The organism is Bradyrhizobium sp. OAE829 (assembly GCF_040546575.1).
GTDB lineage: Bacteria > Pseudomonadota > Alphaproteobacteria > Rhizobiales > Xanthobacteraceae > Bradyrhizobium.
Window position 1 is genome coordinate 7759956 of sequence record NZ_JBEPOE010000001.1, and the last position, 19491, is coordinate 7779446.

A 19491-nucleotide genomic window follows, 5' to 3' on the forward strand; every position below is an offset into this window, starting at 1 on the left:
GAGGGAATGCTGATGGACGTCGTGGTCCTTGCGCGCATCCAGTTCGCCGCCAATATCACGTTCCACATTCTGTTTCCTTCGATTTCGATCGCGCTGGGTTGGGTTCTGCTGTTTTTTCGGCTGAAGCACCTGCGCGCGACCGACCCGCAGCAGAAGCTCGATTGGCTCCGCGCCTACCGGCTTTGGACAAAAATATTCGCCCTGACATTCGCGCTCGGGGTGGTCAGCGGCGTCACCATGAGCTTCCAGTTCGGCACCAACTGGCCGGGCTACATGGAGCGCGTCGGCAACATCGCCGGCCCGCTGCTCGGCTATGAAGTGCTGACCGCCTTCTTTCTGGAAGCCGGATTTCTCGGCGTGATGCTGTTCGGCCACCGCCGCGTCGGCGAGGTGATCCACCTCGGGTCGACCTTCCTGGTCGCATTCGGCACGATGCTGAGCGCATTCTGGATCCTTGCCTTGAATTCATGGATGCAGACGCCGGCGGGATACGAAATCATCGATGGCCAGTTTCAAGCCAAGAATTGGCTGGAAATCATCTTCAACCCGTCCTTCCCGTACCGCTTTGTCCATATGATGCTGGCATCCGCGTTGACCTGTTCGTTCCTGCTGATCGGGATCAGCGCCTGGCAGCTCCTGAAAGGTGTCGCGACCGCCAGTGCATCGCGCGTGCTGCGGACCGGGCTCATCTTCGCCGCCTTGGCTATACCAGCGCAAATAGTGGCGGGTGATCTTCACGGGCTCAATACCCTCCAGCATCAGCCGCAGAAGGTCGCGGCGATGGAAGGTATCTGGGAAACAACGCGAGGCGCACCGCTTCTTCTTTTCGCGATCCCGGATGACGCGACGCGAACGAACCGCTTCGAACTGGCGGTGCCGAAACTCGCGAGTCTGATCCTCCGGCACGATGCTGACGGCGAAATCAAGGGACTGAACGAGTTTCCATCGGCCCATCCGCCGGTCTTTCCGGTGTTCTGGTGTTTTCGGATCATGGTGGGGACCGGCATCCTGATGCTGCTGGTCAGCTGGTTCGGCTTGTGGCGGCATTGGCGCGACGGCTGGGATTTCGCCCGGATGTCGCGGCCAATGCTGAAGCTGTTCGCGGCGATGACCTTCTCAGGTTGGGTCGCGACCATCGCCGGATGGTACGTCACAGAGATCGGGCGCCAGCCCTTCATCGTTGCCGGCCTCATTCGAACCAGCGACGTCGCCTCTCGTGTTCCGTCGTCGAGCATTGCCCTGACGCTCGGCATCTACATTGCGGTCTATCTGGCGCTGCTTGTCGCCTATGTCGGCGTGCTGAAGCACATGTCGGAAACATCGGAAAAGAAGCCGGGCATGATCACATCGGAGGGCCTGGCGGAGGGCCCGCAGCAATATCAGCGCCGGGGGGAATTCGCATGATCTCGATGTCGTTCGACGAGCTGCTTCCTCTGATCTTCATCGGGTTGATGGGGGTATCGCTGCTCGTCTACGTCGTGAGCGACGGATACGATCTCGGGGTCGGCATGCTCATGCACCGCGCGACGCCCGAGGAGCGGGATACCATGGTCGCGTCCGTCGGTCCGTTCTGGGACGCCAACGAAACGTGGCTGGTTCTTGGCGTCGGTCTGCTCCTCGTCGCTTTCCCCAAGGCGCACGGGCTGGTTCTGTCGGAACTGTACCTGCCGACCGCTCTGATGCTGGTTGGCCTGATCCTGCGCGGTGCAGCCTTCGATTTCAGGGTCAAGGGCAAGGCCAGCCGGAAGGAAATGTGGGACCGCCTGTTCATCGCAGGCTCGATGCTGGCGTCCGTGTGTCAGGGGTGGATGCTCGGCCGGTACATCAGCGGCTTCGGCGAGGGCTGGAACTATCCGATCTTCGCCGGGGCCATTGCGATAGCGCTGCCGATGGCATACGCGCTGCTGGGGGCGACCTGGCTGGTGATGAAGACGGACGGCCAGCTGCAGGACAAGGCGATCGAGTGGAGCAAGATCGCCTGGCCGCCCATGGTCCTGGGCTTGATCCTGATCTCGATGGCGACGCCGTGGATCAGCGAGACCGTTCGCGTCAGATGGTTCAGCCTGCCTGCGATGATCGCGGTGGTATCGATCCCGATCACGACAGGGGTTGCGCTGCTGGCGGCGCGTCTCCTGCTCGGCTCGCCTGCCGTGCGCGGCAGCCTGTGCTGGCTGCCATTCGCACTGCTTGTGCTCGTGTTCTTCCTGAGCTTTCTCGGCCTCAGCTACAGCATCTATCCCTTTGTGGTGATCGACAGGCTTACCGTCTGGCAAGCCGCCAGCAGCCCCGAGGCGCTCAAGGTGATCCTGATCGGGGTGTGCGTGACGCTGCCCGTCATTATCGCCTACACCGGATTTTCCTATCGCGTATTCCGGGGCAAGACCATAGAGTTAGACTATGCATAAGCGGTCGACCGTCATGGCCGGCGCGCTTCGGATTTGTCTGGTTCCCAAGATGACGGACCTTCCATCGCTGGTGAACATCAGGGCGAGACCCGAAATCAGTTCGGTGGCGTCAGGTTCCACACGCTGGCTTGTGCGCGGAGCGATCGCAGTCGCGCTGGTCGTGGCCGCTTCGTGGCTCGGATATGCAATGGCTTTCCAGCGCGGGCTGGACCATTTGCGCGCGGCCGCGCAGCAGCGGCTGGCCGTGGAGGCCGCCCGGCTCGACGGTCATCTTTCAAGATTTGAATACCTGCCGTCCTTGCTCGAGACGTCTCCCAGCGTTTTCCGGCTGCTCGGTGCGCCCAGCGATCCCGCACTGCGGCAAACCGTCAGCCAGTACTTGAAGTCGATCAATCTGCTTGCGGGAGCCGAAAATCTCTACGTCCTCGGCGTCTCCGGCGATACGCTGGCCGCGGCTGATTTCGAGCAGCCGGGTACACCGTTTGGCCAAAACCTGTCGTACCGTCCCTATGTCAGCGAGGCTCTTTCGAAGGGTCGAGGGACGTTCTTCGGCGTCGGCATTACCAGCGCGCGCGCCGGCTACTATCTCTCCTACGCCCTGAAGGACGGCGGGGAGACGAGGGGTGTTGCCACCGTCAAGGTCAACCTGGATTCGTTCGAGCGCGGATGGCGCGACATTGAGAGCGATATCCTTCTGCTCGACGAACGCCGGGTCACGATACTCTCGTCCCGCGACGCGTGGCGCTTTCATCCGATGGCGCCGCTGTCGCCTCAGATGTACGAAGAGATTTCGCGATCCAAGCCATACGGAAACCACGAACTGACGCCGCTCGGATGGACCTTCGTCGCTCAGTTCTCGGACGGCGCTGCACGCATCACTACTGAAAACGGCGCGGCCTACACCCTCAGCGAGCGGCCGATCAACCACGGTCTGTGGAAGCTGGTCCTGCTCGACGATGAGGGGCCGACGCGGCAGACCGCGCTGATCATCGGCGCGATGTCGGGCCTCGCCTGCATCGTTGCGTTGCTGGCGGCTGGTCTGGTCGAGCAGCGCCGGCGAGCGATCAAGCAACGCCTGGCCAACCAGGCGGCGTTGCAGGCGGCGAAAGACATGCTCGAGATCAGGGTGCAGGAGCGAACCGCCGAGCTGCGGGCCGCGCAGGATGATCTGGTCCATGCCGGCAAGCTCGCCGCCCTCGGCCAGATGTCGGCCGGAATCGTGCATGAACTGAACCAGCCTCTGGCCGCCCTGCAGACGGCCGCCGACAATGCGGTTTTGCTCGTCGACCGCGGGTCGATCGGCGATGCCCGCGGAAATCTGACCCGGATTGGCGAATTGGTGCGCCGGCTCGGACGCCTGACCGGTCAGCTGCGGACTTTCGCATACAAGTCGAGCAGCCCGCTTGACGCGGTCTCCGTCGAACATGCCGTGGCCGAATCGCTCAAGATACTCGCCGGGCGCGTCAAGGAAGGAGGAGTGACCGTCGTGACCGACATTGACGCGAATATCTGCGTCGTCGCCGATCAGACGCGGCTTGAGCAGCTGTTGTGCAACATCGTGGCGAATGCGCTGGACGCCGTGGAGATCGCCGATCGGAAGTCGATCCTGATCCGCGCGAGCCGGGAAGAGGGGCAGGCCGCGCGCTGCCGTATCGTCATCAGCAACAGCGGTCCTGCCATCGCGCCCGATGTCCTGCAGCGCATGTTCGAACCTTTTGTGACGACCAAACCTGCGGGCAAAGGGCTCGGTCTTGGTCTGATGCTCTCCAACCACATCGCGCACTCCTTTGGCGGCGAACTGCGCGCACGAAACCTGACGCCATGCGGCGCCGAATTTGCAGTGACCCTTCCGTTGGCTGGCACATCAGAGGTTTCGCATGAGCGATGACCAATCGATCGGCGTGATCTACGTCGAGGACGACAACGATGTCCGGATCGGCGGCGTTCAGGCGCTTGAACTTGCCGGGTTTTCCGTCTCGGGGTTCGCCTCGGTCGAGACCGCCAGTGTGTCCGTCCGTGCCGACATGCCGTTCGTCGTGGTCTGCGACGTGCGCCTGCGCGGCAAGAGCGGCCTTGAATGGCAGTCCGATCTGCACAGGTTGGATCAGGATCTGCCGGTGATCCTGATTACCGGGCACGGCGATATTTCCATGGCCGTGCAGGCGATGCGAAACGGCGCCTACGACTTCATCGAGAAACCGTGCTCGTCGGAGCAACTCGTCTCGGTGGTGCGCAGGGCGGCCGAAAAGAGGCGGTTGACCCTGGAAGTGCGCGCGTTGCGATCCGTCCTTGCGGACCGCCAGGGCATCGAGGCGAGCCTGATGGGCCGTTCGCCGCAGATACTTGAGGTGCGCAGACTCGTATCCACATTGGCCGCGACCAATGTCGACGTCACGATCTATGGCGAAACCGGAACCGGCAAGGATGTGGTTGCCCGCTGTCTCCACAATCACAGCGGGCGACGCGGCGGCCACTATGTCGCGGTGAACTGCGGCGGCCTCCCCGAATCGCTGGTCGAGAGCGAGTTGTTCGGCCATGAGGTAGGGGCGTTCACCGGCGCCACCCGTCAGCGTATCGGAAAGATCGAATATGCGAATGGTGGAACGCTGTTCCTCGACGAGATCGAGAGCATGCCGCTGAGCGTGCAGGTGAAGTTGCTGAGGTCGCTGCAGGATCGATCGATCGAACGCGTCGGAACGAACAAGCCGATCTCGGTGGATTGCCGCGTCGTTGCGGCGAGCAAGACGAATCTGCTCGAGTTGAGCGAGAAGCGACTGTTTCGCGCCGATCTCTACTATCGCCTTGGTGTCGCATTCATCGAACTGCCGCCGCTTCGCGAGCGACGCGAGGACATTCCCTTGCTGTTCGAGCACTTCACGCTGGACGCCGCCAGGCGGTTCGAGCGCGACGCGCCGATACTGGACGAGCAAACGCTGTCCACCCTGCTGGCCTATTCGTGGCCGGGAAACGTGCGGGAGCTCCGTAACGTCGCCGATCGCTTCGTGCTTGGCGTGCTCGACGGCAAGGCCATCAACAAGCCCGGGTTGGATGCACCGGATGTGTCGTTGCCTCGACAGTTGGAGAACATCGAGCGGTCGATCATCGAGGACGCGTTGCGGCGCAAGCAGGGCGACGTTCAGGCGACGGCAACGCTTTTGGGCATCCCGAAGCAGACGCTGTACGACAAGATTAAGCGCCTTTCCGTCAACGTTGACGGGATCAGGGAGGGGACAAGTGTTCGCTTCGGCGCCTGACGACGACAAGCGGCCATTGCGACGGGTCCGGCCGGATAGCTGACAAGCTCTCGGCGCATACGAGAGCGAAGGGCGCCAGACAGAAGCGGCCCGAAGAGGAAACGAACCAAGCATTCGATCTTGCTGAGCGAGGGAAGCGATGAATCGGCCATTCAATATGCCTGACGAGTTTGTCGAAGGGTTCATGAAGGCGGGTGCGAGCCTGTGGCGGTCGCTGGGGTGGACACCGAATGCCGATCGTGACGGTGCGAGCGCCAGCTCGGCGCTAAGCTCGTCGGGGCGCATCGCCGAACTGCAGGCCGACCACCTGATGCGTCTCTACCAGCTTACGGAGCAGGTGATCAAATCGGCCGCGGGCGTGCAGACCGACGCGGCCCTCGAACCTACGCGCGGCGACCGCAGGTTTAACGGCACCGATTGGCGGGACAATCCTCTCCATAGTCTGCTCAAGCAATGCTATCTGCTGAATTCGCGCTACTGCACCGACTTCGTCGAGGCGCTGGATCTGGACGAAAAGGAAAAGCACCGGCTGCGCTTCTTCACGCGTCAACTCGTCGAGGCAATGAGTCCGACCAATTTTATCGCCACCAATCCCGAAATCCTCAAGCTTGCGTCGGACACCGAAGGCCAAAGCCTCAAGGCGGGCCTGGACAATCTGATGTCCGATCTGGGTAGGGGCAGCCTGACGATCACGGATGAGGGCGCATTCGAGGTCGGGAAGGACGTCGCGGCATCCAGGGGCGCGGTCGTGTTCGAGAACGATCTGTTCCAGCTGATTCAATATGAACCGGCGACGGAGCGGGTGGCCGTTCGGCCGTTGCTGATCGTGCCGCCCTGCATCAACAAGTTCTACATTCTCGACCTTCAGCCCGCCAATTCCTTCGTCCGGTTTGCGGTCGAGCACGGCATGACGGTCTTCATCGTTTCCTGGCGCAACCCGGACGCCTCTTGCGGGCATTTTGGATGGGATGATTACGTCGAGCATGGCGCCATGCTCGCAATCGAGATCGCCCGGTCGATCTCCGGCGCCGACAAGGTCAACGTCGTCGGCTGGTGCGTCGGGGGAACCATCCTGTCGTCTGCGCTCGCTATCCTGCGGACGCGAGGCGACGAGTCGGTTGCCAGCGTAACGCTGCTGACGACCATGCTCGATTTCCGCGAACCGGGTGACCTCGGCGTATTCGTGGACGAGGAGAGCGTGCGACAGCGTGAGCAGACGATTGGGAGTGGTGGCATCTACCGCGGTGCCGAGCTCGGCTTCGTGTTCCAGACGCTGCGTTCGAAAGAGCTGATATGGCCGAACGTGATCAATAATTACCTGAAGGGGAAGTCGCCCGAGCGTTTCGATCTCCTGTTCTGGAACGCCGATGTCACCAATCTGCCGGGACCGATGTATTGCTGGTACATCAGGAACATGTACCTGGAGAACAATCTCCGGCACCCGAACAGGTTGACGATGTGCAACACGCCAGTCGATTTGGGGCGGGTCGATCTGCCGGCTTATGTTTTGGCGACCGTCGAGGACCATATCGTGCCGTGGCGATCCGCCTATCGCACGACCGGCCTGTTCAGCGGTGATACGCGCTTTGTCCTCGGCGCAAGCGGACATATCGCCGGTGTGATCAATCCCGCGTCGAAGAACAAGCGAAGCTATTGGGTGTCGACCAAGCGATCCGACGACCCGGCGACCTGGCAGGCAAGCGCCGATGAAAAGCCCGGCAGCTGGTGGAACGACTGGATGGCCTGGCTCAAGCCGCGGGCGGAAGAGCAATTGCCGGCGCGAACGCAACTCGGCAGCAACCTCTATCCTCCGGGCGAATCTGCACCCGGTCGATACGTGAAGGCGAAAGCCGACTGACAGCGTCTATGGTGAGCATGGTACTACCGGCAACCGAGAGGCAGTCGAGGCGGCGATGGTTGGCGCATGCGCGGCGGCTTTTGGCGGCCTACCATGTTCGGCCTGGCGAGCTAGGCTACCTCCGATCGATTCGCGAAACCGCGAAAAGGTATCCACCTAAGTATTTGATATATAATAGTGTTATACTATTTTTGCGATTTTAGTATAACCCGCCTGCCGGATGTCCCTGATCGGATCGTCCTAGCAGCCCATGTTCGCCAGATGGGTGCTCGAAGTCTGAGCCAGCGTCGTCACACTGCTCACATTCTATTGAGGTGTTTCTCGACATGCGCCGACATTGGAGCACGCATGATCTCTTCAGTTCGCATTGGATCAAGGCGGATTTCGTTGCAGAGCATGCGTGCAACGGCAGGTCGAAACGGGTACCAACGCGCGCAGTTTCCGTTTAGTCTGGATGCACATGTTTGCAGTTCATCACATTGAGAGAGTAGTCTAGGCTGTTGAAGCATCAAGATTATCGCTTTTCCGTCGCGCCCATGATGGATTGGACTGACCGGCACTGCCGCGTGTTCCACCGTCTGATGACGCGGCGGGGGCGGCTTTACACGGAGATGCTGACGACCGGCGCCATCATCCATGGCGACCGAATGCGGCTGCTCGGCTTCGACCAGAGCGAGCACCCCGTTGCGCTGCAGCTTGGCGGCTCCGATCCGCGCGATCTCGCCACGGCTGCGAAGATCGGCGAGGATTTCGGCTATGACGAGATCAACCTCAATGTCGGCTGCCCGTCCGACCGGGTAAAGGACGGCCGCTTCGGCGCCTGCCTGATGGCGGAGCCGGCGCTGGTTGCGGACGGCGTCGCGGCGATGAAGCGTGCGGTGAACATTCCCGTCACGGTGAAATGCCGCATCGGCATCGACGACCAGGATCCGGAAGTGGCGCTGGACGTGCTGGCGCGCGGCGTCGTTGCCGCCGGCGCCGATGCGCTGGTCGTGCACGCCCGCAAGGCCTGGCTCAACGGCTTGTCGCCGAAGGAAAACCGTGACATTCCGCCGCTCGATTACGACCGAGTCTATCGGCTGAAGGCTGCACTGCCCGATGTGCCCGTCATCATCAATGGCGGGATCGGCAGCCTCGCCGAAGCGAAGGCGCATCTTGCCCATGTCGATGGTGTGATGCTGGGGCGGGCGGCCTATCAGGAGCCGTGGCGATTGCTCAACGTCGATCCCGAATTGTTCGGCGAGGCGGCGCCGCATGCGACGATGAAGCACGTATTTGAGGCTGTCATGCCCTACATCGAAGACCAGCTCGGGCAGGGCACGCGGCTGCATTCGATGACGCGGCACTTTGTCGGCGCGTTTCACGGCGTGCCGGGGGCGCGCGCCTTCCGCCGCCATCTCGCCGAGAACGGCGTCAGGCAAGGCGCCGGCGCCAACGTATTGTGCGATGCGATTGCGCTGGTTGATAGCAGGGCGGCGGCTTCGATCGCGGCCTGACGGCAACGCTTCTGGCGCGCGATCCGGGCTGATGGCCGCGCTGCTGCTGCCGGCAACTTCTTCAACTGGCCGCCTCGCTTTCACGAGCCAGGCCACTCCATCTTTCACCGGCTCACGTGCCGGTCCGACAGATATCGCCTTGACAGCGCAATCATCCCGTCCGTAACTTCAGCTCACAAAATCAAAAAAACATCAACCAAGGAGAAATCGCTGCCAAAAAGGGAGGAGTGAGAATGCTCAGGTACACGTCTGTTGTCGTGGCTGCTGCCCTCGGACTCGCCGCCACCTTCACGGAGCCAGCCCAAGCCCAAACCGCGGCTCCGGCGCCCAAGCCCCTTGTATTAAAAGGGCAATCGACCCATCCCGCATCTGCGAACTTCCACCTCATCTTCAAATTGTGGGCCGAGACCGTCGAAAAGATGTCGGGCGGCCGTCTCAAGATTGAAACGCTTCCGGCCGGCGCGATCGTTCCGCCGTTCGAGGTCTTCGACGCAACGTCGAAGAACGTTCTGGACGTCGGAATGGCGCCGTTCGGCTACATTCTCGGCCGCAACACGGCGACGATTCCGATGTCGCACGGTCCGCTGTTCGGCATGGACGGAAGCGACTACTGGGCCTGGTACTACGACGGCGGCGGCATGGCCCTGCTGGAAGAATTCTACCGCGACGTCCTCAAGCTCAACGTCGTGGGCTTCCCGATTCCGACCGATTATCCGCAAGGCATGGGCTGGTTCAAGAAAGAGATCAACAGCCTCGCCGATCTCAAGGGGATGAAGTATCGCATCTACGGCATCGGCGCGGAGACCTACGGCCGGCTTGGCGTGTCGGTCGTCACCATACCGGGCGGCGAGATCGTCCCGGCGATGGAGCGCGGCGTGATCGAAGGCGCTGAATGGATCAACTGCGAGGAAGACAAGAAGCTCGGTCTGCACCAGGTCGCGAAGCACTACTACACCCCTGGCATGCACGAGCCCGTCACCGGCGGCCAGTTGATGATCAACGGCGATGTCTGGAAGAAGCTGACGCCGGATCTGCAGGAGATCATCAAGGTTGCCAGCGTCTACGCCACAACGCAGCGCAATTTCTCCTTCAACCGCGAGACCGCGCAGGCCTGCCAGGACCTCCTCAAGATGGGCGTCCAGTTGCATCGCACGCCGGACGAGATCCTGAAGAACTTCCTCGACGAGTGGGAGAAGATCCAGGCCGAGTACGCCGCCAAGAACCCCTTCTACAAGAAGGCGATGGACAGTCAGAAGGCCTACGCCGAGAAAATCGTCCCGTTCAAGCTTTCCTGGTTCCCGCCTTATAATTTCGCCGGCGAGTACTACTGGAAGGACAAGGTCTATCTGCAGAAGAAGTGATCCGCTTTCGCGCGCGCAACTGGCGTCATTGACAGGCGCCAGTTGCTTTCCAAGGGGGATCATGATGTCGACTGACGGCGGAGCCTCGTATCCGGCTGGCGTGGGAAGTGAGTTTCCACGCGCCTTTTACACGATCATTCGGGCCATCGACCGGTTCTCGGACGTCACCGGCAAACTCATCTCCCTGACGATGCTGTTCCTCGTGGTGACGATCACCTACGAGGTCGTGATGCGTTACGGGTTCAATGCCCCGACCGCCTGGGTTTACGAGTCGAGCTTCATGGCCAACGGCTCGGCCTTCATGCTCGCCTGCGGATATGCGCTCTACAAGGGTGCACACGTTCGAACCGATATCTACTGGGAGAATTTTTCGTACCGTACCAAGGGGATCATCGACATGGTCTCCTACATCCTGCTGTTCTACCCGGTCATGATCACCTTCATGGTGGTCAGCTACGACGCCGCATTGCATTCCTGGGACACTGGCGAGAGGTCGCAGGAAAGCGTTTGGCGCGTGATCATGTGGCCGTTCCGGGCCACCATCCCGCTGGCGGCGGTCCTTCTCATGGTTCAGGGCGTCTCCGAAGTCCTGAAGTGCTGGTATCAGATCCAGTTCGGGCGCGAGTTCGAGCACAAGGAAAAGATCGAGATATGACCGGACTCGAGCTGCTTGGCCTATTCATGCTGCTGGTGATGCTGGGGGCGATCTTCATCGGTCTGCCGATCAGCTTCACGCTTTTGTTTCTCGCAGGCGTGTTCGGCTACATCGGCATGGGGCCGCGGGTGCTCAGTCTCGCTTACCTGCAGACCATCGGAATCATGAAGCAGGACGAGCTGGTCGCGGTGCCCATGTTCATCCTGATGGGCTTCATCTGCGACCAGGCCGGGTTGATGGAGCGACTGTTCAGGGCGTTCCGCGATCTGTTTGCGCCGCTGAAGGGCGCGCTTTACGTCGTCGTCATCGTCACCGCGACGCTGTTCGGCATCGCTGCCGGAACCGTGGGCGCAACGGTGGCGCTGCTCGGCATCATGGCCGGGCCGATGATGATCCGCTCCGGCTACGACGTGCGCATGTCGGCGGGCGCGATCGCGGCCGGCGGCACGCTCGGTATCCTGATTCCGCCGTCGGTGATGCTGGTCGTGATGGCGCCCGTGCTCGACATCTCGATCATCGATTTGTACGCGGCCGCGTTCGGCCCGGGCTTCCTGCTGTCCGGCATGTTCATCGCCTACACGCTGATCCGCTGTCACTTCAATCCGAAGCTCGGTCCGCCGGTGCCGCTCGACGAGCGGCCGGAATCGATGAAGATCGTGCTGTGGGAGTGCCTGGTCGGCCTCGTTCCGGTGACGGTGCTGACCATCGTCACGCTGGGTGCGATCCTGGCCGGCATCACGACCGCGGCGGAGGCGGCGGCACTCGGCGCACTCGGCGCCATCCTTCTGGTCATCCTCTACGGCAAATTCACGTGGAGCGGTTTGCTGCAGGCCTGCTACAGCACGATGGCGACCACCAGCATGGTGCTGCTGCTCGCGGTCGCCTCCAACGTATTCGGTGCGGTGTTCGCGTGGCTCGGCACGGCCAGCTGGATGACGAATGCCCTGCTAGCCTCGCCGCTGCCGGCCTGGGGCACCATGACGCTGCTGCTGACGCTGATATTCCTGCTCGGCTGGCCGTTCGAATGGCCGGCGATCGTGTTTATCTTTCTGCCCATGCTGGCGCCGGTGGCCAAGGGCCTCGGCTACGACATGGTGTGGTTCGGCTGCATCGTCGCGGTCGTTCTGCAGACGGCGTTCCTGTCTCCACCCGTCGCCATGTCGGCCTATTATCTCAAGCAGGTCGTGAGGGAATGGAATCTGCGGTTGATCTACCGCGGCATGGCGGACTTCATGGTCATCCAGGTTCTCTGCGTGGTCCTGGTGCTGATCTTCCCTGCGATCGCGATGTGGTTTCCAGGCTGGCTGCAGGCGCGCCGGGATGCCGAACGCAAGAAGGTGCAGATCGAGTATGTGGTGCCAAAGGTCGCCGCTGCGGTCGTCGGGCCGAATTGATCTGCAAGGCACCCGCCTTGCGCGATGCGATCGCGCTAGTTGGCAGCCGCGCGGTCGCGCCGGGGGCGGCGCGGGGTGCTGACGCTGCCCGTCACGTCGGGATAGCCGTGCAGCATCAGCTGGTCGGCCTTTACGCCCCAGCTTTCCAGGCGATCCAGAAAGCTCATGCCGAGCAGGTTGGTCTTCATCTGTCCGCGCTGCACCACCAGCGCGGGGACCGATTTCTCGACGAGGTGACCGACCGCGAGCCGATCGAGCGTCAGCCGCGCCGCCTTGGTGTGCCCGCCCACGGTTTCGACGTCGACATTGTATTCGAGCATCTCGAGCGGCAGCCCGATCGCCTTCGCGGTTTCCCAGGTCAGCACCACCGAGGTCGCGCCGGTGTCGATCACCATCGGTGCCTTGACGCCGTTGATTTTGGCATGCAGCGCGAACTCGCCGGCCTGGCCGCGCGCGATCTGCACCGCGGGCGCCGGCTGCACGCTGTGCCGCCGCAGCATCTGCGAGACTGAATCGCTGGCGCGTGCGATCTGTTCGGGGTCGCCGTAAGCAACGACGGCGCCGGCGGTGGCGGCGAGCATGATCAGGACGAGCAGGATGCGGCTCATCGCGCGCCCCCCTGGGCGGTCCTGCGATCGATCAGCTGGACGTCGGACGCTCCGCGATCTGCGCCAGACCGGCCTCTGCCATGCGGGCCGGCAATCCTGCCATCACGGCCAGCCGCTGCGCGCTGTCCATGCGGTGCCATTGCGCGATTTCCGGCAGCGTTCGTCCGCAGCCGAAGCAGAGTTTGGTTTTGGGGTCCATCATGCAGACTGCGATACACGGCGTTTCTTTGCTCATTCAGGGAGTGTGAAATGCTTTCGGTGGTTTGCGCAAGCGCTCCAGTTACAGTCCTGTTCCGGCGCTCATGATCGGTTTGTGGCGCGCCCGGCGTTTCTCGTCGGCGGTCGCAATGATGACGGGCTCCGGCTGCAGGGGCGGGGCCTCCTCGGCCATCGGCGCCAGCGCCGACATCACGCGCTCCGGCGGGAAGGTGACGATGACTTCGGTGCCGATCCGCAGCTTCGATTTCAGCGTGAAGGTGCCGCCATGCATGTCGATCAGGCTTTTTGCGATCGGCAGTCCAAGCCCCGCGCCCTGTTCGGCCGACTTGATCGAGTTGGAGCCCTGGCCGAACGATGCCAGCACGATCGGGATTTCGTCTTCGGCAATGCCGGAGCCGGTGTCTTTCACGCTCAGATACTGGCCGCCGGACGCGGTCCAGCCGACCTTCAGCCAGATATCGCCGCCTTGCGGGGTGAACTTGATCGAGTTCGACAGCAAATTGAGCACGATCTGGCGGGTGGCGCGCTCATCGCCCCAGATTCGCGGCATGCCCTGTTCGAACACTTCGTGGATGGTGATGCCGCGGCTGGTGGCGCGCAGTTTCAGCAAATGATGGCAGTCGGCGACGACATGCACCAGCGACACCGCTTCCTCGTTGAGTTCATAGCGGCCGGCCTCGATCCGCGACAGATCGAGGATCTCGTTGATGAGGTTGAGCAGGTGCACGCCCGAATTGTGGATGTCGGCGGAATATTCCTTGTAGACCGGCACGGTGTGCGCGCCAAAAATCTCGCTCTTCATCACCTCGGAGAATCCGAGGATCGCGTTCAGCGGCGTGCGCAGTTCGTGGCTCATCTGCGCGAGGAAGCGCGACTTGGCGACGTTGGCGGATTCGGCGCGATGCCGCGCCTCGTCGGAGATCGCCTTGGCCTGCTCAAGCTCGCCGATCAGCGCATCCTTTTCGGCGCGCGCCTCCAGCGTCGCCAGCGTCGTCGAGTGCAGGCGATGAGCGAGCAGCGCGAAATAGCCTTCGGCGGCCAGCGCCAGCATGGCGAGGGCGTAGGTGTCGAAGGTGCCGCCCAGCACGAAGTTCAGCGCGATCGCGGCCGTCACCGGCGCGGTGGCCGCCAGCGCCGCGATCGGCAGGCTGGCCGCCAGCATGCTCGATACCGCGATCACCAGCAGCATCAGGAACATCATCATCGTGTTCGAGACGACGTCGAGGCCGGCGGGGTGGATCAGGATCGCGGTCCAGCACAGCCCGTAGAGCAGGTCGAGCAACACAAATCGCGTGCGCCATTTGCGCGTGGCGACGAGCGAGGGCTGCACCGCCAGAAATCTCCGGCAATTGCGGATGATGACGGCATGGATGCACAGCATGCCGAAGGTCCAGGCCATGGCCGCAATCATGTGCATCCAAAAGCCGAACAGCACGCCGGTCGCAACCACCAGCAGCATGACGACGTATGAGGCCGACATCCGGGTCTGGGCATATTGCCGGAGCAGTTCGGTGTCGAAAGCCGGGCGGGTTCCGCTGGTCGACGTTAACCGGTCGCGCGCCTCGCGCACCCGCTGCGCCGCGGCGCGCCGGGTGTTGACCGGCGCGGCGACTGGCTGTTCCGCCGGAAGCTGGACAACCTCGGGCTTTTCTGCGGGATTACTCATTAAACAACACAAACCCTGCCCGCGAACCGCGCGGGCTTTTTGTACTGTCTATCTGTGAGCCCAAATCCTTAAGCGATGACTTAAAGAGCTAAAGAATCCCGTTAACGCGAGGTTAAATTAACCTCTTCGCTCAGCGCTGCAGCCTTGCCAGCAGGCTGGACGTGTCCCAGCGCTTGCCGCCCATTTTTTCGACTTCGGAATAGAACTGATCGACCAGCGCGGTGACCGGCAGATTGGCGCCGTTGCGGCGGGATTCGGCGATGCAGATCGACAGATCCTTGCGCATCCATTCGACTGCAAAGCCGAAATCGAACTTGCCGTCGTTCATGGTCTTGTAGCGGTTCTCCATCTGCCAGGACTGCGCGGCGCCCTTGGAGATGGTCTCGATCACGGCCTGGACGTCGAGGCCGGATTTTTTCGCGAAATGAATGCCTTCGGAGAGGCCCTGAACCAGCCCCGCGATACAGATCTGGTTGACCATCTTTGTTAACTGACCGGAACCGGCCGGTCCGAGCAGCTTGCACATCCGCGCATAGGCCGCGATCACGGGCTCGGCGCCGGCATAGGCGTCCGCGGCGCCACCGCACATCACCGTCAGGACACCGTTTTCGGCGCCGGCCTGGCCGCCGGACACCGGCGCATCGATGAATTTGAATCCCGCTTTCGTGGCGGCGGCATCGAGCTCGCGGGCGACTTCGGCGGAGGCGGTGGTGTGGTCGACGAAGGTCGCGCCCTTCGTCATGCCGGCAAAGGCGCCGTCAGCGCCGATCGTGACCGCGCGCAAATCATTGTCATTGCCGACGCAGCACATCACGAAGTCCTGGCCTTCGGCAGCGGCCTTTGGCGTCGGCGCCGTGCGGCCGCCGAACTTGTCCGCCCATTCCTTCGCCTTGGCTCCGGTCCGGTTGTAGACGGTGACCTCGTGGCCGCCTTTTTTCACCAGATGGCCCGCCATCGGGAAACCCATCACGCCGAGACCGAGAAAAGCGACTTTAGCCATGTGTGCTACCTTATCGTTCGCCCGTGCGGGCTTGATCTTTGGGGGGCCGGACTTCGACCGAAGCTGGGAAGGGCCGGGCGGAACCCTGAGGCGGGTGGCCGCACCATAACCTCTGCGCCATGAAGGGCAACGCCTTCGTTTGGCTGGCGCGACCGGACACCGGTTCGCGTCAGGAAAACGCGTCAAAACAAGAGTCTAGAGAAGTTAGTTATGATTCCATCAGAACCGATTATGCTCTAGGATCACCCGGTTTAAACAACTCACAAAAAAAGGGAGTGAGATCGCATGGGCGTCAGTGTGGGCGTGCTCGATCATTTCAACATCCGGACCCGGAATCTCGCCGACACGGTCCGCTTTTACGAAGATATCCTGGGCCTGGAAAAGGGCGCCCGGCCGAACTTCGCCTTCCCGGGGGCGTGGATGTACTCGGAAGGCAAGGCGGTGGTGCATCTGGTCGATATTTCCAAGACCGACGAACCCCAAAAGCCTGACTCCGGCGTGGTCCATCACGTGGCCTTCGCCAGTACGGGCTTTGCCGGCATGCAGCAGCGGCTCAAATCCAAGGCGATGGCATTCGACTCGCGCCAGGTTCCCGGCGGCGATCTCTGGCAGATATTCGTCACGGATCCCAACGGCGTGATGGTCGAATTGAACTACGAGGCCGCCAAGGAGGGCGGGGTCGTGGCTCCGGCCGAACGCCGGGACGACGTCGGAGCAAGGTAGCCTTTTGGGCTGCAACGCTCTAAGAGGGCCCCGGTTCTGATGCCATCGGAACCGACTAGAGCGTTTTCCAGCGAAGTGGACCCGGTTCGCGTCAAGAAAACGCGTCAATCAAGAATCTAGAGCCCCGTTCCGATTCAATCGGAACGGACAAGGCTCTAGGCTCCAGGAGACGTGCCGTGAGCGTAACGCAGCAACAGGTTCTCGATGCCCTGGCCAAGGTGGCCTCGCCGCGCGGCGTCGCCTTGACCAATGCCAATGTGCTGTCGGCGATCACGGCCACCGACGGCAAGGTGTTCTTCTCCATCAATGTCGACGCCGCGGAGGCCCGCGCGTGGGAAAGCGTGCGGGCGCAGGCGGAAGCCGCGGTTCGCGCCATTCCCGGCGTCAGCGTGGCGATGATCGCACTGACCGCCGAGCGCAAGCCCGGTGCGGCGTCTTCGCCGTCACCCGGTGGTGGAGCCGCGCCGCCGCCACCTCAACCGCACCGCCACGCGCACGGCGTGCAGCCGGTATCGGCGCATAAGCCGCCGCAAAGCCCGGCGTCCCCGATGTCCAGGCAAGCAGAAATTCCTGGTGTCGCCGCCGTGATTGCGGTGGCATCCGGCAAGGGCGGGGTCGGCAAATCGACGACGGCGCTCAATCTCGCACTGGGCTTGCGCGATCTCGGCCTGCGCGTCGGCCTGCTCGACGCTGATATTTACGGCCCCTCGGTGCCGCGGCTGACCGGCATTCACGAGAAGCCGAAACTGAACGACGACCGCAAGATGATTCCGATCGAACGCTTCGGTCTTGCCATCATGTCGATCGGCTTTCTGGTCGAGGAAGAGACCGCGATGATCTGGCGCGGACCGATGGTGATGTCGGCGATCACCCAGATGCTGCGCGATGTGGCATGGGGCACGCTCGACATTCTCGTGGTCGACATGCCGCCCGGCACCGGTGACGCGCAACTGACCTTGGCGCAGAACGTGCCGCTGAAGGGGGCGGTCATCATCTCGACCCCGCAGGATCTCTCCTTGATCGACGCGCGGCGCGGCCTTGCCATGTTCAAGAAGGTCAACGTGCCCGTGCTCGGCATCGTCGAGAACATGAGCTATTTCCAGTGCCCGCATTGCGGCACCCGGTCGGACATTTTCGGTCATGGCGGGGCGCGGCACGAGGCCGAGCGGCTGGGTGTGCCGTTTCTGGGCGAGATCCCGCTGCACATGTCGATTCGCACCACCTCGGACTCCGGTAACCCGGTGGTGGCGAGCGAGCCGGACGGTCCGCACGCCGCCATCTATCGCGAGATCGGTACCAAGGTCCGCGACCAGCTTCAGGGCGCAAATGCTGCCGCCTGAGGGCCTTATTCGGCTTCCCTGAGACTTTCGTTTAATCAGTGCAGTCATGCCTTTGTCGCGTTTTCGTTCGCCAACTTCCATGTTAAAGCGCCCCCGCCAGAGCGCCCCGGATGACGTGGAATTCGCCCCGCCGGAGGATCGCTCGCGGAAATTGGGAAACGCCCCCGCCTTTAAGGAGATGCCTGAATGAAGCGTCGTGATTTTTTGAAAGTTTCAGCGGCCGGTGCTGCCGCGACCGCCGTTGCCTCGCCGGCGATCGCGCAATCCTCGCCTGAAATCAAATGGCGCTTGACGTCGAGCTTCCCAAAGTCGCTCGACACGATTTACGGCGGTGCTGACCAGCTGTCGAAATACGTCGCTGAAATGACCGACAACAAATTCCAGATCCAGGTCTTCGCCGCGGGCGAGGTGGTTCCCGGTCTGCAGGCGCTCGACGCCACCTCCAACGGCACGGTCGAGATGTGCCACACCGTCTCTTATTATTACGTCGGCAAGGATCCGACCTTTGCGATCTATGCGTCGGTCCCGTTCGGCCTCAACGCACGCCAGCAGAACTCCTGGTGGTCGCAGGGTGGCGGCGGGGAGCTCGGCAACGAGTTCTTCAAGAAGTTCGGCGTGATCGGTTTCCCCTGCGGCAACACGGGCACCCAGATGGGCGGCTGGTTCCGCAAGGAGATCAAGACGGTCGCCGATCTGTCGGGCCTCAAATTCCGCATCGGCGGTATCGCCGGTCAGGTGCTGCAGAAGGTCGGCGTCGTGCCGCAGCAGATCGCCGGCGGCGACATCTACCCGGCGCTGGAAAAGGGCACCATCGACGCCGCCGAGTGGGTCGGTCCGTATGACGACGAAAAGCTCGGCTTCCAGAAAGTCGCGAAGTTCTATTATTACCCCGGCTTCTGGGAAGGCGGCCCGATGGTCCACGCCTTCACCAATCTGGAGAAGTGGAATTCGCTGCCGAAGAACTATCAGGCGATCCTCACCAACGCTGCGGCACACGCCAACGGCTGGATGAACGAACGCTACGACATGCTCAATCCGGCGGCATTGAAGCGCCTGGTTGCCGGCGGCACCCAGCTCCGTCCCTTCACCAACGAAGTTCTGGAAGCCTGCCTGAAGGCGACCAACGAACTGTGGGCCGAACTGTCGGCCAAGAATGCCGACTTCAAGAAGACGATCGATTCGATGCAGGCGTACCGCTCCGACCAGTATCTGTGGTGGCAGGTCGCCGAGTACACCTTCGACAGCTTCATGATCCGTTCGCGCACGCGCGGCTGATACATAGCGTTTTCGAGCGAAGTGGATCCCGGTTCGCGTCAAGAAAACGCGTCAAAACAAAAGTGAGACCCCTGGGTCTGATGAAATCAGGCCCAGGGGTCTCATCCTAAGTCGCACAAGCAGGCCCGGTATCCGCGAGGAGGCCGGGCTTTTTGCGTTACGCCCCACAATTCGGGATGGAAATCGGGAACCGGATGTTCCATGGTGCCGCCAAAGCCTCGGCAAGAGGGCTATCGG

At 62.2% G+C, this 19491-nt stretch carries 16 protein-coding genes; 12 read left to right on the top strand and 4 right to left on the bottom strand.

Features of this window, described 5'->3' with window-relative positions:
* Nucleotides 1-12 precede the first annotated feature (12 nt).
* From ABIE49_RS36745 to ABIE49_RS36785, 9 genes are all read left to right on the top strand, one after another.
* A complete protein-coding gene (locus tag ABIE49_RS36745; protein WP_210337148.1) occupies nt 13-1404 on the top strand; it encodes a cytochrome ubiquinol oxidase subunit I in 1392 nt (463 codons plus the stop codon).
* Nucleotides 1401-2405 carry a cytochrome d ubiquinol oxidase subunit II gene (locus ABIE49_RS36750; protein WP_354067163.1) on the top strand — a complete coding sequence of 335 codons (1005 nt, stop codon included), beginning with the start codon at nt 1401-1403 and terminating at the stop codon, nt 2403-2405. The genes ABIE49_RS36745 and ABIE49_RS36750 overlap by 4 nt, the downstream gene beginning before the upstream one ends.
* A gap of 187 nt (nt 2406-2592) precedes the next feature.
* Nucleotides 2593-4293, top strand: coding sequence for a sensor histidine kinase (locus ABIE49_RS36755; protein WP_354067164.1), 1701 nt, complete (start codon nt 2593-2595; stop codon nt 4291-4293).
* Nucleotides 4283-5659 (top strand): sigma-54-dependent transcriptional regulator, encoded by a 1377-nt coding sequence (locus ABIE49_RS36760; protein WP_192734696.1) that lies wholly within the window; start codon nt 4283-4285, stop codon nt 5657-5659. The genes ABIE49_RS36755 and ABIE49_RS36760 overlap by 11 nt, the downstream gene beginning before the upstream one ends.
* A 139-nt stretch (nt 5660-5798) precedes the next feature.
* Complete coding sequence (gene phaC, locus ABIE49_RS36765) at nt 5799-7517, top strand: class I poly(R)-hydroxyalkanoic acid synthase (RefSeq protein ID WP_192734697.1); 1719 nt, start codon at nt 5799-5801, stop codon at nt 7515-7517.
* A 500-nt stretch (nt 7518-8017) separates the two neighbouring features.
* Nucleotides 8018-9013 carry a tRNA dihydrouridine(20/20a) synthase DusA gene (dusA, locus tag ABIE49_RS36770; protein WP_502915959.1) on the top strand — a complete coding sequence of 332 codons (996 nt, stop codon included), beginning with the start codon at nt 8018-8020 and terminating at the stop codon, nt 9011-9013.
* A gap of 233 nt (nt 9014-9246) precedes the next feature.
* Nucleotides 9247-10374, top strand: coding sequence for a TRAP transporter substrate-binding protein (locus ABIE49_RS36775; protein WP_192734698.1), 1128 nt, complete (start codon nt 9247-9249; stop codon nt 10372-10374).
* Nucleotides 10375-10438: 64 nt separating this feature from the next.
* Nucleotides 10439-11029 carry a TRAP transporter small permease subunit gene (locus ABIE49_RS36780; RefSeq protein WP_192734699.1) on the top strand — a complete coding sequence of 197 codons (591 nt, stop codon included), beginning with the start codon at nt 10439-10441 and terminating at the stop codon, nt 11027-11029.
* Entirely contained in the window at nt 11026-12423 is a 1398-nt protein-coding gene (locus ABIE49_RS36785) for a TRAP transporter large permease (protein WP_192734700.1), read from the top strand. The genes ABIE49_RS36780 and ABIE49_RS36785 overlap by 4 nt, the downstream gene beginning before the upstream one ends.
* A 35-nt stretch (nt 12424-12458) precedes the next feature.
* On the opposite strand, the gene ABIE49_RS36790 is transcribed toward ABIE49_RS36785, so the two are convergent.
* From ABIE49_RS36790 to ABIE49_RS36805, 4 genes are all read right to left on the bottom strand, one after another.
* Nucleotides 12459-13031 carry a TIGR02281 family clan AA aspartic protease gene (locus ABIE49_RS36790; RefSeq protein WP_192734701.1) on the bottom strand — a complete coding sequence of 191 codons (573 nt, stop codon included), beginning with the start codon at nt 13029-13031 and terminating at the stop codon, nt 12459-12461.
* A gap of 31 nt (nt 13032-13062) precedes the next feature.
* Nucleotides 13063-13266 carry a DUF1289 domain-containing protein gene (locus ABIE49_RS36795; RefSeq protein WP_192734702.1) on the bottom strand — a complete coding sequence of 68 codons (204 nt, stop codon included), beginning with the start codon at nt 13264-13266 and terminating at the stop codon, nt 13063-13065.
* 45 nt (nt 13267-13311) lie between these two features.
* A complete protein-coding gene (locus ABIE49_RS36800) occupies nt 13312-14916 on the bottom strand; it encodes a sensor histidine kinase (RefSeq protein WP_192734703.1) in 1605 nt (534 codons plus the stop codon).
* 130 nt (nt 14917-15046) lie between these two features.
* Nucleotides 15047-15916, bottom strand: a complete 870-nt coding sequence (locus ABIE49_RS36805; RefSeq protein ID WP_192734704.1) for an NAD(P)-dependent oxidoreductase — start codon at nt 15914-15916, stop codon at nt 15047-15049.
* A gap of 285 nt (nt 15917-16201) precedes the next feature.
* Here ABIE49_RS36805 and ABIE49_RS36810 point away from each other — a divergent pair, with 285 nt between their 5' ends.
* From ABIE49_RS36810 to ABIE49_RS36820, 3 genes are all read left to right on the top strand, one after another.
* Nucleotides 16202-16639, top strand: coding sequence for a VOC family protein (locus ABIE49_RS36810; RefSeq protein WP_192734705.1), 438 nt, complete (start codon nt 16202-16204; stop codon nt 16637-16639).
* A gap of 176 nt (nt 16640-16815) precedes the next feature.
* Nucleotides 16816-17979 (top strand): Mrp/NBP35 family ATP-binding protein, encoded by a 1164-nt coding sequence (locus ABIE49_RS36815; protein WP_192734706.1) that lies wholly within the window; start codon nt 16816-16818, stop codon nt 17977-17979.
* Between the two features lie 186 nt (nt 17980-18165).
* Nucleotides 18166-19254, top strand: a complete 1089-nt coding sequence (locus ABIE49_RS36820) for a TRAP transporter substrate-binding protein (protein WP_192734707.1) — start codon at nt 18166-18168, stop codon at nt 19252-19254.
* The last annotated feature ends 237 nt before the right edge of the window (nt 19255-19491 follow it).

Bases quoted from the DNA above. Each gene is read 5' to 3' on its own strand.
- ABIE49_RS36800 (WP_192734703.1), bottom strand. From the start codon at position 14,916: ATGAGTAATCCCGCAGAAAAGCCCGAGGTTGTCCAGCTTCCGGCGGAA.
- ABIE49_RS36780 (WP_192734699.1), top strand. From the start codon at position 10,439: ATGTCGACTGACGGCGGAGCCTCGTATCCGGCTGGCGTGGGAAGTGAG.
- ABIE49_RS36760 (WP_192734696.1), top strand. From the start codon at position 4,283: ATGAGCGATGACCAATCGATCGGCGTGATCTACGTCGAGGACGACAAC.
- ABIE49_RS36745 (WP_210337148.1), top strand. From the start codon at position 13: ATGGACGTCGTGGTCCTTGCGCGCATCCAGTTCGCCGCCAATATCACG.
- phaC (WP_192734697.1), top strand. From the start codon at position 5,799: ATGAATCGGCCATTCAATATGCCTGACGAGTTTGTCGAAGGGTTCATG.
- ABIE49_RS36790 (WP_192734701.1), bottom strand. From the start codon at position 13,031: ATGAGCCGCATCCTGCTCGTCCTGATCATGCTCGCCGCCACCGCCGGC.
- ABIE49_RS36785 (WP_192734700.1), top strand. From the start codon at position 11,026: ATGACCGGACTCGAGCTGCTTGGCCTATTCATGCTGCTGGTGATGCTG.
- ABIE49_RS36750 (WP_354067163.1), top strand. From the start codon at position 1,401: ATGATCTCGATGTCGTTCGACGAGCTGCTTCCTCTGATCTTCATCGGG.
- ABIE49_RS36820 (WP_192734707.1), top strand. From the start codon at position 18,166: ATGAAGCGTCGTGATTTTTTGAAAGTTTCAGCGGCCGGTGCTGCCGCG.
- ABIE49_RS36755 (WP_354067164.1), top strand. From the start codon at position 2,593: ATGGCTTTCCAGCGCGGGCTGGACCATTTGCGCGCGGCCGCGCAGCAG.
- ABIE49_RS36775 (WP_192734698.1), top strand. From the start codon at position 9,247: ATGCTCAGGTACACGTCTGTTGTCGTGGCTGCTGCCCTCGGACTCGCC.
- ABIE49_RS36805 (WP_192734704.1), bottom strand. From the start codon at position 15,916: ATGGCTAAAGTCGCTTTTCTCGGTCTCGGCGTGATGGGTTTCCCGATG.
- ABIE49_RS36810 (WP_192734705.1), top strand. From the start codon at position 16,202: ATGGGCGTCAGTGTGGGCGTGCTCGATCATTTCAACATCCGGACCCGG.
- ABIE49_RS36795 (WP_192734702.1), bottom strand. From the start codon at position 13,266: ATGAGCAAAGAAACGCCGTGTATCGCAGTCTGCATGATGGACCCCAAA.